The organism is Mycoplasmoides pirum ATCC 25960 (assembly GCF_000685905.1).
Classification (GTDB): domain Bacteria; phylum Bacillota_I; class Bacilli_A; order Mycoplasmatales; family Mycoplasmoidaceae; genus Mycoplasmoides; species Mycoplasmoides pirum.
Genome location: NZ_JMKZ01000001.1, coordinates 41,394 through 57,553, shown reverse-complemented (window position 1 = coordinate 57,553; position 16,160 = coordinate 41,394). Strand labels below are relative to the sequence as shown.

General features: G+C 26.4%; 14 protein-coding genes and 1 rRNA gene. 8 read left to right on the top strand and 7 right to left on the bottom strand.

All coding sequences use genetic code 4. The features are described from left to right. Positions 1-12: 12 nt before the first annotated feature. The gene (locus tag T397_RS0100250) at positions 13-345 is read right to left on the bottom strand and encodes a hypothetical protein (RefSeq protein WP_027123718.1); all 333 of its coding nucleotides are present in this window, start codon (positions 343-345) and stop codon (positions 13-15) included. Between the two features lie 179 nt (positions 346-524). Here T397_RS0100250 and T397_RS0100245 point away from each other — a divergent pair, with 179 nt between their 5' ends. Further along, positions 525-1,397: a hypothetical protein gene (locus T397_RS0100245; protein WP_027123717.1), complete on the top strand. Its 873-nt coding sequence runs from the start codon at positions 525-527 to the stop codon at positions 1,395-1,397. A 206-nt stretch (positions 1,398-1,603) separates the two neighbouring features. After that, complete coding sequence (locus tag T397_RS0100240; protein ID WP_027123716.1) at positions 1,604-2,074, top strand: hypothetical protein; 471 nt, start codon at positions 1,604-1,606, stop codon at positions 2,072-2,074. A 44-nt stretch (positions 2,075-2,118) separates the two neighbouring features. On the opposite strand, the gene T397_RS0100235 is transcribed toward T397_RS0100240, so the two are convergent. From T397_RS0100235 to rpmB, 4 genes are all read right to left on the bottom strand, one after another. Continuing rightward, a complete protein-coding gene (locus T397_RS0100235) occupies positions 2,119-2,676 on the bottom strand; it encodes a phosphoribosyltransferase (protein WP_027123715.1) in 558 nt (185 codons plus the stop codon). A 6-nt stretch (positions 2,677-2,682) separates the two neighbouring features. Continuing rightward, on the bottom strand, positions 2,683-3,987 hold the full coding sequence (gene purB, locus T397_RS0100230) for an adenylosuccinate lyase (RefSeq protein WP_027123714.1): 1,305 nt from the start codon (positions 3,985-3,987) through the stop codon (positions 2,683-2,685). Further along, complete coding sequence (locus T397_RS0100225) at positions 3,987-5,267, bottom strand: adenylosuccinate synthase (protein WP_027123713.1); 1,281 nt, start codon at positions 5,265-5,267, stop codon at positions 3,987-3,989. The genes purB and T397_RS0100225 overlap by 1 nt, the downstream gene beginning before the upstream one ends. A 90-nt stretch (positions 5,268-5,357) precedes the next feature. Then, positions 5,358-5,555 (bottom strand): 50S ribosomal protein L28, encoded by a 198-nt coding sequence (gene rpmB, locus T397_RS0100220; protein ID WP_027123712.1) that lies wholly within the window; start codon positions 5,553-5,555, stop codon positions 5,358-5,360. A 163-nt stretch (positions 5,556-5,718) separates the two neighbouring features. Between rpmB and T397_RS0100215 the strand changes: the two genes are divergently transcribed. Next, positions 5,719-5,949, top strand: a complete 231-nt coding sequence (locus T397_RS0100215) for a hypothetical protein (protein ID WP_027123711.1) — start codon at positions 5,719-5,721, stop codon at positions 5,947-5,949. Between the two features lie 109 nt (positions 5,950-6,058). Here T397_RS0100215 and arcC read toward each other — a convergent pair whose 3' ends face one another. After that, entirely contained in the window at positions 6,059-6,994 is a 936-nt protein-coding gene (arcC, locus tag T397_RS0100210) for a carbamate kinase (RefSeq protein ID WP_036449048.1), read from the bottom strand. 9 nt (positions 6,995-7,003) lie between these two features. Further along, on the bottom strand, positions 7,004-8,032 hold the full coding sequence (gene argF / locus T397_RS0100205) for an ornithine carbamoyltransferase (protein ID WP_027123709.1): 1,029 nt from the start codon (positions 8,030-8,032) through the stop codon (positions 7,004-7,006). Between the two features lie 375 nt (positions 8,033-8,407). Here argF and T397_RS04405 point away from each other — a divergent pair, with 375 nt between their 5' ends. The 5 genes from T397_RS04405 to T397_RS0100185 all read left to right on the top strand — a co-directional run bounded on the left by T397_RS04405 (position 8,408) and on the right by T397_RS0100185 (position 16,095). Beyond that, positions 8,408-8,815 carry a type I restriction-modification system subunit M N-terminal domain-containing protein gene (locus T397_RS04405; protein WP_238315401.1) on the top strand — a complete coding sequence of 136 codons (408 nt, stop codon included), beginning with the start codon at positions 8,408-8,410 and terminating at the stop codon, positions 8,813-8,815. Then, a complete protein-coding gene (locus T397_RS03690) occupies positions 8,787-9,989 on the top strand; it encodes a type I restriction-modification system subunit M (protein WP_238315402.1) in 1,203 nt (400 codons plus the stop codon). Before T397_RS04405 ends, T397_RS03690 begins: the two co-directional genes overlap by 29 nt. A 6-nt stretch (positions 9,990-9,995) precedes the next feature. Then, on the top strand, positions 9,996-11,117 hold the full coding sequence (locus tag T397_RS0100195; RefSeq protein WP_211246786.1) for a restriction endonuclease subunit S: 1,122 nt from the start codon (positions 9,996-9,998) through the stop codon (positions 11,115-11,117). Between the two features lie 6 nt (positions 11,118-11,123). Further along, the gene (locus T397_RS0100190; RefSeq protein WP_027123707.1) at positions 11,124-14,294 is read left to right on the top strand and encodes a type I restriction endonuclease subunit R; all 3,171 of its coding nucleotides are present in this window, start codon (positions 11,124-11,126) and stop codon (positions 14,292-14,294) included. A 285-nt stretch (positions 14,295-14,579) separates the two neighbouring features. Then, positions 14,580-16,095: ribosomal RNA gene (locus T397_RS0100185) — 16S ribosomal RNA — on the top strand. Positions 16,096-16,160: the final 65 nt, after the last annotated feature.

Sequence of the window (16,160 nt, the reverse complement as noted above, 5' to 3'; positions counted from 1 at the left end):
ATTTATATTCGTTTATTCTATTAACACAAATTCGTCTAAATTATATTTGTCAATTATTTTTTTTGTTTTTTCATCTACAAATATTATTAATTTCTTATTTATATATCTTAGCAATCAAGTTAAATTTGAAAATTCTGTGAACTTGTATGCTATAACTTGATTTTCATCATAAATTAAGTAAGCACCTATTGTTCATACACAATTATTTGTATCGTTTCATTCGCCATAACTAGTTGTATAATCTGGTTCATTATAAACATCTAAATTAGGTTCAATATACATTGCAATCATAGGTGTTGGTTGATTGCCTTTTGCTGTGTATTGGTATTTAAATAATTTGGACATAAAAATTAATTTGTTACTCCCAATTTAATTAATTTTTTGAATATATTTTTGAAAATCTTATTTTGATTATATATATTGTTTATTTAAAATGAATTTCAAAATAATAATTTTATTAATTTGTATTTTTTAATTTTTATAATTGTTTTTGTGTATTTGGTAAAAATCGTTAGAAAAATAAAATGATTAAAGTTAAAAATTTAATAATATTACTTTTGTTGGTAGGTTTTATTTTTTTTATTGTTGGAATAACACTTTTAGTTGTAGGATTAAATGTTAATAATTCTGGAATGAATATTTCAGGAATAATTTTTATTGTTATTTTTTTTATTTTTAATTTAACAAAAGCAATAAAAATTTTAACCTTTCCAAACCCAATGAATGATTTAGAGTTAAGCACATATAAAACTTTATGAGGCATATTAAGTGTTGTTGTTCCATTTTTACCTGCAATTATATTTTTATTGTTAACAAATAAATATATTAGAAATGTAACTCAAATAGACCAAAGAATATTAATACCTAATGATATTAATCAAAATGATTTTATTTTTGCAAATACTCAAGTTGAAAAACCAAATAATGATTTGCAAGAAAAGAACAAAATTATTAAAAGTAAAAATTTAATATTGTTATTTTTGTTATTAAGTATGATTTCTTTTATTATAGGATTGACTCTTGTTGAAATTTCTTTATCTACCCCTAGTTATTATTACGATAGAAACATGTATATTGTAGGGATGGTTTTTTTATTTATTTTTGTTATGTTTAATTTGATAACAGGAGCAAAAATAATAACTTATCCAAATTCAACAAATAATTCTGATTTGAATGTTTATAAAATTACATGAGGTATTTTAACAGCTGTAATTTTTTCTTTTTTAACAGCTATAATTTTTTTATGTCTAGCAGCTAAATTTTCTAAAGAAATAGAAAAAAACGAAAATAAAAAAATTGAACCCGAAGTAAATCATAATTATTCAAATCAAAACAAAAATTTAAAACAGGAAAATTTTAAACATATTTGTCAATCTTGCAAATCTCATTTTAAATAAAATTTAAATTGTATTTTTAATATTATGTTAAAATATTAATAGTTACTTTCAATATAAGTAACTAGACTACATAACAATGATAATAAGTCAAGACAAGACTTAAAGTCGAGATTGCTCAATCCATTAGGGTTGAGTTTTTTTTTTTTTTTTTATACTTGTGCATGTAATGTTTTATCGTAAAAAAGTAAAAAAAGTAGATTCATTATATGAAATTTTTAAATACAGAATATCAGATAATTCAAATGTCAAAATTTAAACGTAGTATAAATAAATTATCAGTTTTTAATTTTCTTTTGTTTATTGTGATTATGGTTGCTCTAGCTATATGTTTATATTTTCTTTTTTCCAATTATGAAAAAAACAATAGTACCAATATTCATAACATTAATAACAATTTTATAGCAATAATTCAATGGATTTTATTAGGAATTGTAATATGTTCTATCATATATTATTTATTTTCCTTAATTACCGCTATTAAAATTTTTGTTTTTCCAAATCCTTATGAAGATCCAAAATTATCTTTTTTAAAAATTATAAATGGAATATTTACACTTTTTTTATTAGGATTCGTTTTTTCAATAGTGTTTGTTTGTAGTGTTCCTAAACATATTAATAATGCTGAATTAACATACAGAGCAGAATTAACTCAACAACAAGATGAAAATAACGAATAAAAATATTTTTTCTAAAGAATTTATTTAATTATTAATTTTTATATTTATTTAGTTCTATATTCTTTTTTTAATATACCTAAATAAGGTAAATTACGTCATTTATTGTTGCAATCTAACCCAAAACCTACAACCCATTCATTAGGTAATGTTAATGGAGACATCATATCTATATCAAATTTATGTAACGCGTTTTGTTTTTTATGAAATAAACTAATCAGAATTATAGATTTCGCTTTTCTTTGTTTTAGTATTTCAATTAAAAACTTCAAGGTTGTTCCACTATCAATAATATCTTCAACAATAATTACATTTTTGTTTTCAACATTATTTGTTGTATCTAATATAATTCTAGGAATTGTTTGATTAGTGCCAGTTTGATATGAACTAACACTAAAAAAATCTAATTTAATATCACCTTTTATTAAAGGTAATAAATGACCACCAAATGGTAATGAACCTTTCAAAACATTAATCATAATGTATTCTTCATCAAGTTTAATTTTTCTATTAATCCAATTTGCACATTTTTTAATCCCTGCTAGAATTTCTTCATAAGTAAATAAAATTTTTTCAATTGCTGGATCTATTTTGTTTTTTGTCATATTGTTTTATTTATTCCAAAAATTAATTGTTGATTTAATAATATCTTTTAAGTATCTTGTGTGATAAGTAGGTCTTAAATAAATTTTAATATCATTTAGATTTATAGGTTTTGAAATTTTTTCATTGATTCTCTCTATTAATTCATTTAAATTTAAAGATTCACTAGATAATTTTTTAATAATTTCATAAGCTTCTAATCTAGGTAAATTATGCTTTTTAATTAGATAAAGCATTATTGTTTGAGAATAAATTTTAGGTGTGCTTTTATTTAAATTAATTATCATCTGATCTTTATTCACAATTAGATTATCAAGAATTTTAATAAATCTTCTAATAATGTATAAAACTAAACTTATGAAATCTTGATTTAAAATTCTTTCCGTTGAAGAATGAGAAATATCTCTTTCATGTCATAAAGTAATATTTTCGTATACTGTTGTTGAATAACCTTGTATAACTCTTGCTAGACCACAAATATTTTCACAACTAATAGGGTTTCTTTTTTGTGGCATTGCAGACGAACCTTTTTGATTTTTTTCAAATCCTTCACTAAGTTCATTAACATCATCTAGTGCTAATAATCTTATTTCATGAGCAAAACTAGATATAGAACTAATTAACAATATTAAAGAATTAAAATATTGTGCATGACGATCTCGAGATAAAACTTGTGTTGAAGTTGAAGCAGCATTTAAATTTAAATATTTGCAAACATCTTTTTCAAATTTTAAATTGGGTAAATGAGCGTGTGTGCCAACAGCGCCACTAATTTTTCCTACTTCAACTAATTTAGTTGCATTAATAAAATTTTCTTTATTGCGATTTAATTGATCAAATCAATTAATAAACTTTAAACCTAATGTTGTTGGTTCAGCACTTTGCCCATGGGTTCTAGCTAACATGATTGTATTTTCATGTTTAATTGCTAATTTTTTTATTAAATTTATTAAAACAACTAAATCTTTTAAAATTAACTTATTAATTTCTTGATATAACAACCCATTAGCTGTATCAACAATATCGGTTGATGTTACTCCATAATGAATTCACTTATTTGCTTTAGTTTTTGTTAATTCATTTAGCGTCATTATGAAAGCAAAAACATCATGCTTAACTTCTTCTTCATGTTTTTTAGTTAATTCAAGATTTCATTTTAAATTTGAAGTTAATTCATGAAATTCTTTTTTAGTAATAATTTTATGTTTGTGCAACCCATAAATAATTGCTAATTCAACCTGTGCTCAACGTTTTAATTTTTCTGTATCGCTACATAATAAATCTATTTCTTTTATTGCGTATCGACTAATCATTATTTATCACCGACAACAATTGTTTGAGTTTTATCAGGACCTACAGAAACAAAACGAATTTTTACTTTTAAATATTTTTTTAAAAAATTTATATAAGTTGAACATTCTTTAGGTAATTGTTCATATTTAGTTAATTTATTTATAGATTTATTTCATCCATTAAATGTTTTATAAATAGGTATGCACTTTTCATAATCTGATTCATTTGCAGGCACATAATCAATTTTTTTATTATTCAGTTTATAACCTATACAAACTTTAATTTTCTTTTGAAAATCTAAGACATCCAAAAGTGTAATCGCTATTTCTTTGCATCCTGATATTTCTAATGTATGTTTTAATGCAACTAAATCAATTCAACCTATTCTTCTAGGTCTTTTAGTTACAGTTCCATATTCATTGCCATTTTTACGAATTTCTTCAGCAATAGAATCATTTATTTCTGTAGGCATTGGTCCAGAACCAACTCTTGATAAGTATGCTTTAACTATTCCTAAAATAGAATTAACTTTATTTAAACCTAAACCCGATCCTGAATAAACACATGACAAAGGATTGCTTGATGTTACGAATGGATAAGTTCCAAAATCTAAATCTAACATTCCGCCTTGTGCACCTTCAAATAAGATTTTTTTATTATTTTTAATTGCGTTATTTAATAAATTTTTTGTATCAGTTACAAACAATTTTATTTTTTGCCCTAATTTAAAATATTTATTAGCTAAATCTTTTGCACTAAACGATTTATATTTAAAATGTTTTAAAAAAATATTTTTATCTAATAAAGCATTTTTAATCTTCTTTTCTAGAGTTTTTAAATCAAATAAATCACATGTTCTAATTCCAACTCGATTTATTTTATCAGCATAACAAGGACCAATACCCCGTTTGGTTGTACCTATTAAATTATTACCTTTCATTTTTTCATTTACTTCATCCATTAGGATATGATAATCAGTAATAATATGAGCACGATCTGAAATATATAATTTGCCTATTTTTACTTTATTCTTTTTAAGATAATCTAATTCATTTATTAATGTTTCTAAATTGATGACAACACCATTTCCAATAACTGATATTTTATTTGAATAAAAAATTCCTGAAGGAATTAATCTTAATGCATATTTTTTATTTTTTATTTGAATACTATGTCCAGCATTATCCCCACCTTGATATCTAACAATATAGTCATAATCATTAGCTAAAATCTCTGTAAATTTTCCTTTACCTTCATCGCCAAATTGTGCGCCAAATATTAATAAAGAGTTTGATTTCATATTTAATTCCTAAAATAATAATTTTAATCAAAAAAAAAAAAAAACACAGCACCAAAAAGTATACTGTGTTTTTGTGATTCTTAATAAATATTAAGCTAAACGATTTTGTTTTCTTAAAGTTCTAATTGTGCGAGCGCTAACTTTAACTTTAGCAACTTTGCCATCTTCAGTTTTAACTTTTACATTTTGTAAATTTAAATGTCAACGACGTTTAGTAATATTTAAAGCGTGAGAACGACTATTGCCACCAAGTGGACCTTTATTAGTTAATTCATCCCGTCTTGCCATAATATATTTTCCTTACATTATTATTCGTCAACTTTAAAGACGACAAGATTATATATTAAATAATTTATATTGTAGTAGTTAATTTTGTACAAAATTTGAATTTTTATTTTTAGTGCTGTAATCTATAAACTATGGTGAGTTTCGATGCTAGAGGTGTAAATTTATGAAGTATTGTGGATATTGTCATGCTCAAACTTATGGTAAATTTTCAGGAGGGCAAATTGCTGCTGCTGTACTTTTAATATTATTTCTTACAATAGTTGGAGGAATAATATATATTTGTTTAGCTCAAAAAGCTGTTTGTTCTATTTGTGATAAAAAATATGCAGAAACAACTACTTATGGACAGATTCCAACACCACAACCGCAACAAGTTAGCCCTACCACTAATTAATATTTAATTACTTATAAACTAACTATATATTTAGTAAAAACAAAAAAACCATAACACTTCAAATGCTATGGTTTTTTTGTTTTATAAAGTTATAAACTTATTTATTTAATTAAGCAGTAACCTTAGTTCCTGATTTACCAGCAATAATTTTAGATAAATCATTTAAATCACCAATGTAGGCAACACGTTTTTTGCTTTTACCTACAAATTTGATTGCAGCTTCAACTTTTGGTTTCATACTACCTGCAGCAAATTGGTTGTCTTTTAAATGTTTTTGTAATTCTTTAACTGTTACATTTTTTAAAGATTTTTGATTTGGTTTATTGAAGTTAATTGCAACATATTTAACAGCAGTCAATACAATAAATATGTCAGCATCAACTAAATCAGCAATTTTAGCTAATGCAAAATCTTTATCAATAACACCATCAACGCCAGTAAATTTCTTATTTTTGTTAATGATTGGAATTCCGCCGCCACCACCAACAACAACAGTTGCTCCACCAGCTATTGCTTTTTTAATTGTGTTAATACCTAAAAAATTAACAGGTGTTGGACTAGCAACTACTTTACGGTATCCACGACCAGCATCTTCTACAATTGTGCTTCCTGGATTTTGTGCTTTAGCTTCTGCCAAAGTTTTATAAAAAGGACCAACTGGTTTAGTAGGTTTTTTAAATGCAGGATCATTTGCATCAACAATTGTTTCTGTTAAGAAATAAACAATTTCACTTTTAACTTTAGCATCCAAATAAGCATTAGTTAAAGCAGTAGTCAAGTGATAACCAATATAACCTTGACTCATTCCACCAGCTTCTGGGAAAGGGACGTTTGGATTTTTTTTGTTGAAATTATTTGCATCTGCAAATGCATTGTAAATCATACCAACTTGTGGACCATTACCATGTCCTACAATAACTTGATATTTAAGTTTTGCTAATTCAGCAATTTTTTTAGCTGGTAATTGAACTAATTTGAATTGTTCTTCAGGAGTGTTTCCTAAAGCATTACCACCTAAAGCGATAACAATTTTTTTTGAAGCCATACTTAATTATTAATAACCTAATGTTGCAAGAATAATTGCTTTAATTGAGTGCATACGATTTTCTGCTTGATCAAAACATTTGTTGTATTTAGATTGGAACACTTCATCAGTTACTTCCATTGCTCCTGTAGCAACTTCTTTGTGTTCTGCACCAAATTCATTTTTAATTTTCATTGAAAATTCTGTTTGATCATCATGGAATGCTGGTAAACAGTGTAAGAATATTACATTTGGATTAGCAGCTTTAATCATTGCCATATCTACTTGGAATGGTTTTAATTCTTTAATTCTTTGTGGGAATAAAGCGAAGTCTTCACCCAATGAAACTCATACATCTGTGTAAATTACATCAGCATTAGTTGCAGCTTTAATCTTATCTTCTTCAAAAGATAATGAACCACCATTAACATTGAATAATTTTTGAGCTTTTGCAATAATTTCTGGATTAATTTCTTTTGCATAGCTAGCAGGACCTGCAAGAACTATGTGCATACCATAGTGAGCAGCAGCAATTAGACAACTAATTCCCATGTTGTTTTTGATGTCTCCAGCAAAAACAATTTTTTTACCTTCTAATTCACCTAATTGTTCTTTCATTGTCATTAAGTCTGCAATGATTTGAGTTGGGTGTTCTTGATCACTTAAACCATTTCAAACTGGTACACCTGAATGCTTAACAAACTTATCAACATCTGTTTGTTTGAAACATCTAAATTCAATACCATCATAGAAACGACCTAATACTTTAGCAGTATCTTCAACAGATTCTTTTTTACCAAAGTTAGAACCTGCAGAACCAATGTAAGTACAAGATGCACCTAAATCAGCAGCTGCAACTTGGAATGAACACATAGTTCTTGTTGAATCTTTTTGGAATAAGATAACAATGTTTTTACCAACCAATGGACGATTGTTAACATGTAATCCTTGGTATTTAGATTTTTTTAAAGAAATAGATAAATCAACTAAATATTTGATTTCTTGTGTAGTAAAGTTCAAAGCACTATCTAGGCTTCTGCCTTTTAAATTAACTGGCATTTGAGTAACTCCTTAAATCGAATAACTTAATAAAACTTAATACTTTTATTATTTATAAATATTTATATTATGTTTTGTTAATCTCTCTAACAAAATTCATTGTTAGATTACAAAGTATTTTACTCCTTTAAAGTTAAGAAAATAAAAATAATTTATTTATGTAAGTTCTATTTAATTTTCTTTAATGTTGTTGATTAATAGCAAATTAAAAAATAAAAGTTTTAAAAAATTTTTAAGTTAATAAGATTATGTATATGTTCTAATAGTAAATGTAAAAATAATTTGATTAAATATTTTTAATTAATTCTTAACTTTTTATATATTAAAATTTATTTAATTAATGTTTTTAGTTTTATCTTACAAATCAAACTTACAATGAATGAAATTAAAGAAATAAAAAGTAACAATCAAAAACTTGAATTGTTTAAAAATATTTGAAAAATTGCAGATGATCTTAGAGGTAAAGTTAATGGTTGAGACTTTAAAAATTACATTTTAAGTTTTTTATTTTATCGTTACATATCTGAAAACATTGCCGATTACATTAATGAACAGCAAACTAACAAAAATTATTATGAAACACTTTCAGATACAAAAATTGAAAAAAAACATATAGAACAAATTGTCAACATTAAAGGTTTTTTTATAAAACCATCAGAATTGTTTATAAATGTATATGAAAGTGCAAAAGAAAATAGAGAAAATTTAAACGAAATTTTGACAAACATTTTTAAAAACATAGAAAACAGTCCAAATGTTGTGGGGGGGGGTGTTATCAGATAACCATATAAAAGGTATATTTGGTAACATCGATTTCAATTCCACTAATTTAGGTGACACATTAATTAAAAGAAATGAAAATCTTTTTAAGATTATGTCTCAAATAAAAAATATTGATTTAGGGAAATTTGAAGACAAAACAATTGATATATTTGGTGATGCATATGAATTTTTAATGGGAATGTATGCATCAAAAGCTGGTAAATCTGGAGGTGAATATTTTACACCCCAAGAAGTTAGTAGATTATTAACATTACTTGCAATCGGCAATAAAACAAAAATTAATGAAATTTATGATCCCGCTTGTGGTTCAGGTTCTTTATTATTACAAGCAGAAAAAATTTTAGGTCATGAAAATGTAAGAGATGGATTTTATGGTCAAGAATCAGAACCAATAACTTATAACCTATGTAGAATGAATATGTTTTTACATAATGTTAATTATTCTAAATTCAATATTTATTTGGGCGACACATTAATTGAACCTAAACAACCCATAAATAAAAAATTTGAAGTCATAGTTTCTAATCCGCCATATTCAATTAAATGAAAAGGTGATGATGATCTTTTATTATTAAATGATGAAAGATATTCAGTTGTTGGAGTGTTGGCGCCCAAATCAAAAGCTGATTATGCTTTTATTTTGCATTCTTTGCATATACTAGATGATAAAGGCGCAGCATCCATTGTTTGTTTTCCGGGAATTTTTTATCGTGGTGGGGTGGAATTTAAAATAAGAAAATATTTAGTTGATAATAACTTTATTGATTTAATTATTGCTTTACCTGAAAACTTGTTTTATGGAACTACAATTAGCACTAACATTATGGTTTTATCTAAATGTAAAATAGGTAAAAAAATAATGTTTATTGATGCTAGCCAACTTTATGTTAAAGAAACCAATCAAAATAAATTATCTGAAGATAACATTCAAAAAATTTTAAAAACATTTTTACAAAAAAACGAAATCGAACATTTTTCTAGATTAGTAGATATTGATGAGATTGAAAACAATAATTACGATTTAAGTGTGGGTAATTATGTTCAAGCAGAAAATTTAAATAAAAAAGAGGTTATAGATATAAATGAATTAAATTTATCAATTAAAGAAATAAGTAACAAAAATAATAAATTGCGTAATCAAATTGATTTGTTGCTAAAAGAGTTGGAAAAGTAGTTGATTATGGGTGTAAATTTAATGAAAGATTATTTACTTAATAATTTGCATAAATGTGAATATAAAAAATTAAAAGATGTTGCAAAAATAACACGAGGTCAAAGAATAACAAAGAAAGAATTAAACAATAATGAAAAATATGAAGTTTATCACGGAAGCAAAAACACTCCTCTAGGTTTTTATCATGATTGAAATGCGCCTAAAGATTCCATCATTATAGTCAACACAGGTGGAGTCGGTGGAGTTAAATATCTAGATAAAAATTTTTGATGCTCCGATGGCTCATTTTGAATTAAAAGTATTGAAAATTTAAGTAATAAATATCTTTATTACTATTTAGCTCTATATGAAAATTATTTTGAAAATCAAAAAAGAGTTGGAGGCGTTCCAACAATTGATAGAAAAATTATAGAAAATCTTCAAATTCCCATTCCACCAATTGAAATTCAAAATAAAATTATATTTATATTAGATAAATTTACAGAACTAGAAGCAGAACTAGAAGCAGAACTAGAAGCAGAACTAGAAGCAAGAATCAAACAGTATCAATATTATAGAGATTATTTACTTAATAATTTGCATAAGCATAAATTTACAAAATTTCAAAAACTTGAAAACCTTGTTAATTATATTCAACCTATCAAATATATTGTTAAATCAACTAAATACAATAATAATTATGACATTCCAGTATTAACCCCCGGAAAATCTTTTGTTTTAGGTTATACAAATGAGAATGAAGGAATTTATAATGCAAGTAAAAAAAATCCAATAATTTTATTTGATGATTTTATTTGTTCGTTCCATTGAGTAGATTTCCCTTTTAAAGTAAAATCATCTGCTTGCAAAATTTTAGTTCCAAATTTGCAAAATATAAACTTTAAGTTTATTTTTTATTTTATGAAAACTTTAAAATTAGATGTAAGAGAACACACTCGAAAATGAATAAAAAATTTTTCACAATTTTTAATTCCCATACCACCAATTGAAATTCAAAATAAAATAGTTCAAATTCTAGATAAATTTAGTGATTTAGTTAACGATATTAGTTCAGGTATACCCAAAGAAATAGAACTAAGAAAAAAACAATATGAATATTACAGAAATAAATTATTAACTTTTGAGTAATCAATTATGAAAAATTTATTAATATTGAATGAACCTACAATTATTGAAAAATTTGTTAAAAGTAAACAAGAAGATAATTCTTATCAAACAGAAGAAAAATTGGAACAACAATTTATCCAACAGTTAATATCTAATGGATATGAATTTTTTAACATACAAAAAATTTCACCAAGCAAGCATGAAGATACCTTAATTGATAATCTAAAAACTCAACTTGAATTATTGAATGAAACAAAATTTTCAGATAAAGAATGATCTAAGCTATTAAATAGTTATATTTGTTTAAATGGGGACACTAGTTTATCTAAAACAAATAGAATTCAAAATGATTATTTCTATAATTTAGAACGCGATGATGGTTCTGTTAAAAATATTTATTTGATTAATAAAAATGATATTAATAAAAATAAATTACAAGTAATAAATCAATATACAAATAAAATTGGTAATTATGAAAATCGTTATGATGTATCAATATTAGTAAATGGATTACCTTTAGTTCATATTGAACTTAAAAAAAGGGGCATTCCTTTAAAAGAAGCTTTTAATCAAATTAAAAGATACAAAGATGATTCTTTTTGAAGTTCTTATGGTTTATTTGATTACATACAAATTTTTGTTATTTCAAATGGAACACAAACAAAATATTATTCAAATACAACTAGATTTATATCTCATCCTAAAATAGATAACAAAGAAATTAAATCCAAAACTTCCAATAGTTTTGAATTTACTATGTATTGATCAGATTCAAAAAACAATAGAATTGAAGATCTAGTTGATTTTAGTAAAACTTTTTTTTCAAAAAATACAATTTTAAATTTGCTTACAAAATATTGTGTTTTTACAAATGATAAAAGATTAATTGTCATGCGTCCTTATCAAATTGTTGCAACTGAAAAAATAATAAATAAAGTTCAGTATGGTATTAACAATGAAAATGTATTAGGAACTATTGATGCAGGTGGTTATATTTGACATACTACAGGCAGTGGAAAAACTATAACTTCATTTAAAACTTCACAAATTTTATCTAGATCTAAATATATAGATAAAGTTTTATTTGTTGTAGATCGTAAAGATTTAGATCAACAAACCAAAGAAGAATACAATAAATATGAAGAAGGTTCAGCTAATGCAACTAAGTCAGTTGATGAACTTAAAAAACTTTTAGAAGATGAAAATAAAAAAATAATAATTACAACTATTCAAAAATTATCATCTTTTATAAAAAATAATCCTACTCATTTTATTTACTCTAAAAATGTAGTTTTAATTTTTGATGAATGTCATAGATCTCAGTTTGGTGACATGCATTATAGAATTACATCACACTTTAAAAAATATAGTATTTTTGGATTTACAGGAACTCCAATTTTTACACAAAATTTTATTAGAAAGTCGCCAAAACAAATTGCATCACAAATATCTAAAAATACTTATTTTGGAAAAACAACTGAAGAATTATTTGGCGAAAAACTACACACCTATACAATAGTTGATGCTATTGAAGACAAAAATGTTCTCCCATTTAAATATGATTTTTGATCAACAATTAAAGATATTAAAGAAAATACAACAGATGAAGAAATTCATTCAATAGATAAAAAAGGAATTCTTTTATCTGATGAAAGAATAAGACAAGTAACTAAATGTATTATTGATAATTTTAATAAATATACATATAGAAATAATTCGTATTCATATAATCAATTTTCTAGAAATAATTATTTAAACGAATTTGGTAAAAATAAAAATCAAGTTGACCTAAAAGGTTTTAATTCTATTTTTACAGTTTCATCAGTTGAAGCAGCTAAAAAATATTACTTAGAATTTAAAAAACAATTATCAATGAGACAAGATATTAAATTAAATGTGGCTACAATTTTTTCATATTCAGCGAATGAGGATTTTAGTTCTGTTGATAATTTAATTTATTTAGATGATGAAGACAATGAATCTACAAATAAATTAGATAAAAGTTCACGAGCATTTTTGGATGAAGCAATAAAAGATTACAATGAAATGTTTCAAACAAATTACAGCACATCAAATGATGACTTTCAAAAATATTACGATAACGTATCTAAAAGATTAAAAAACAAACAAATTGACATTTTAATTGTAGTTAATATGTTTTTAACAGGATTTGATGCCCCAAATTTAAATACATTGTGAATTGATAGATCACTTCAGTATCATGGTTTGATTCAAGCTTTTTCTAGAACTAATAGAATTCTGAATGAAGCTAAATCTCACGGAAATATCGTAAGTTTTATGCCTTTAGAAAATAAATTAAAACAAGCTCTTGAATTATTTGGAAATGAAAATTCATATGGAGTAGTTGTTTTAAGACCATTTAAAGATTATTATGAAGGTTATTTAGATGAAAATAACAAAAATATTCCAGGATATTTATCGATTGTTAACGAATTAAAAAATAAATTTTCTTTGGAAACCTTAAATTCAAAATTATCTGAAACAGGTAAAATTGAATTTGTAAACTTATTTGGTAAATTTTTAAAAGTAAATAATGTATTACTATCTTTTGTTCAAGAATTTGTTAATGAAAAGAAACAATTAAATGATAGAGAAATTCAAGACTATACAAGTTGGTATCAAGAATTTTATGATGACATTAAAAAAACTTCAATTAGTAAACAAACAAATGTTGTTGATGATATAGTTTTTGAATTGGAATTAATTAAGCAACAAGATGTAGGCATAGATTACATTTTAAATTTGTTATCAAACGACAAAGTATATGATTTAAAAGGTATAGAACTTTTAAAAGAAAAATGTTCAAAATTTATTAGTTCTTCTTCAGAATTAAGAAGCAAAAAAGAATTAATTATGAATTTCATTAATGAATATTTAGAAAAACCACAAAACGATCAAGGTGAAATTTATGTTTTTTTTAAGAAACGTATTTCTGATCTTCAAGAACAAAAATTAGATGAAATTGTAAAAAAATATAATTTAGATTTTGATAAAACAAAAGAATTTATGGATAATGCTTTCTCTTTAAAAGAATTTAGAACTATAGGAGAAGATTTTAATAATATTTTACCTAAAGTGCCAATCTTTACTAGTAGTGAAGAAGATGAAAAACAAAGTTTAAAAAATCAAGAAATCAAAACAGAATTAGAAAACCATTTCAATCTTTTCAACTGATAATTTCTTATTTTTCCTTTTAAATGTTAATAAATTTAATGTTATTTCTTTAATTTGCCTTTCAACATAAATATTATTTTTCAATTATTTTTTAGTAGTTAATTTTTATTCTTTTTTGACCATCAATAAAATTTTTTTAAATATTTTGTTGTATTTTTCTTTTTTTATGTATAATTAGTTGCGCTTTTTTTGAAGTTATTATTAACTTATTATTAAAAAAGCTTTAGGCAAAATTCAAATTTTGAATTCTTGTTAGATTGTTCTTTGAAAACTGGATAAAATCTGTCATTTTCTGAGAGTTTGATCCTGGCTCAGGATTAACGCTGGCGGCATGCCTAATACATGCAAGTCGATCGGATGTAGCAATACATTAGAGGCGAACGGGTGAGTAACACGTATCCAATCTACCCTACAGTGGGGGATAACTAGTCGAAAGATTAGCTAATACCGCATAACAAATGTACTATCGCATGAGAAACATTTTAAAGGTCCGTTTGGACCGCTATAGGATGAGGGTGCGGCATATCAGCTAGTTGGTGAGGGTAATGGCCCACCAAGGCGATGACGTGTAGTTATGCTGAGAGGTAGAATAACCACAATGGGACTGAGACACGGCCCATACTCCTACGGGAGGCAGCAGTAGGGAATTTTTCACAATGGGCGAAAGCCTGATGGAGCAATGCCGCGTGAACGATGAAGGTCTTAATAGATTGTAAAGTTCTTTTATTTGGGAAGAATGGCTAGCAGAGGAAATGATGTTAGTTTGACGGTACCATTTGAATAAGTAACGACTAACTATGTGCCAGCAGTCGCGGTAATACATAGGTTGCAAGCGTTATCCGGATTTATTGGGCGTAAAGCAAGCGCAGGCGGATTAGAAAGTCTGGTGTTAAAAACAACTGCTTAACGGTTGTATGCATTGGAAACTTCTAGTCTAGAGTGTGGTAGAGAGTTCTGGAACTCCATGTGGAGCGGTGGAATGCGTAGATATATGGAAGAACACCAGTTGCGAAGGCGAGAACTTAGGCCATAACTGACGCTTAGGCTTGAAAGTGTGGGGAGCAAATAGGATTAGATACCCTAGTAGTCCACACCGTAAACGATGGATGTTAGATGTCGGGGTAAACGCCTCGGTGTCGTAGCTAACGCATTAAACATCCCGCCTGGGTAGTACATTCGCAAGAATGAAACTTAAACGGAATTGACGGGGACCCGCACAAGTGGTGGAGCATGTTGCTTAATTCGACGGTACACGAAAAACCTTACCTAGATTTGACATCCTTGGCAAAGCTATAGAAATATAGTGGAGGTTAACCGAGTGACAGGTGGTGCATGGTTGTCGTCAGCTCGTGTCGTGAGATGTTGGGTTAAGTCCCGCAACGAGCGCAACCCTTTTCGTTAGTTACTTTGTCTAGCGATACTGCCAACGCAAGTTGGAGGAAGGTGGGGACGACGTCAAATCATCATGCCCCTTATGTCTAGGGCTGCAAACGTGCTACAATGGCCATTACAAACAGTTGCGAATCCGCAAGGTGGAGCTAATCTGCAAAGATGGTCTCAGTTCGGATTGAGGGCTGCAATTCGCCCTCATGAAGTCGGAATCACTAGTAATCGCGAATCAGCTATGTCGCGGTGAATACGTTCTCGGGTCTTGTACACACCGCCCGTCAAACTATGAGAGCTGGTAATATCTAAAACCGTGTTGCTAACCGCAAGGAAGCGCATGTCTAGGGTAGGACCGGTGATTGGAGTTAAGTCGTAACAAGGTACCCCTACGAGAACGTGGGGGTGGATCACCTCCTTTCTATGGAGTATAAACAAGCTTTATACACCTTATTACAATATTGGTGTTAATAATTTTAAAATCCA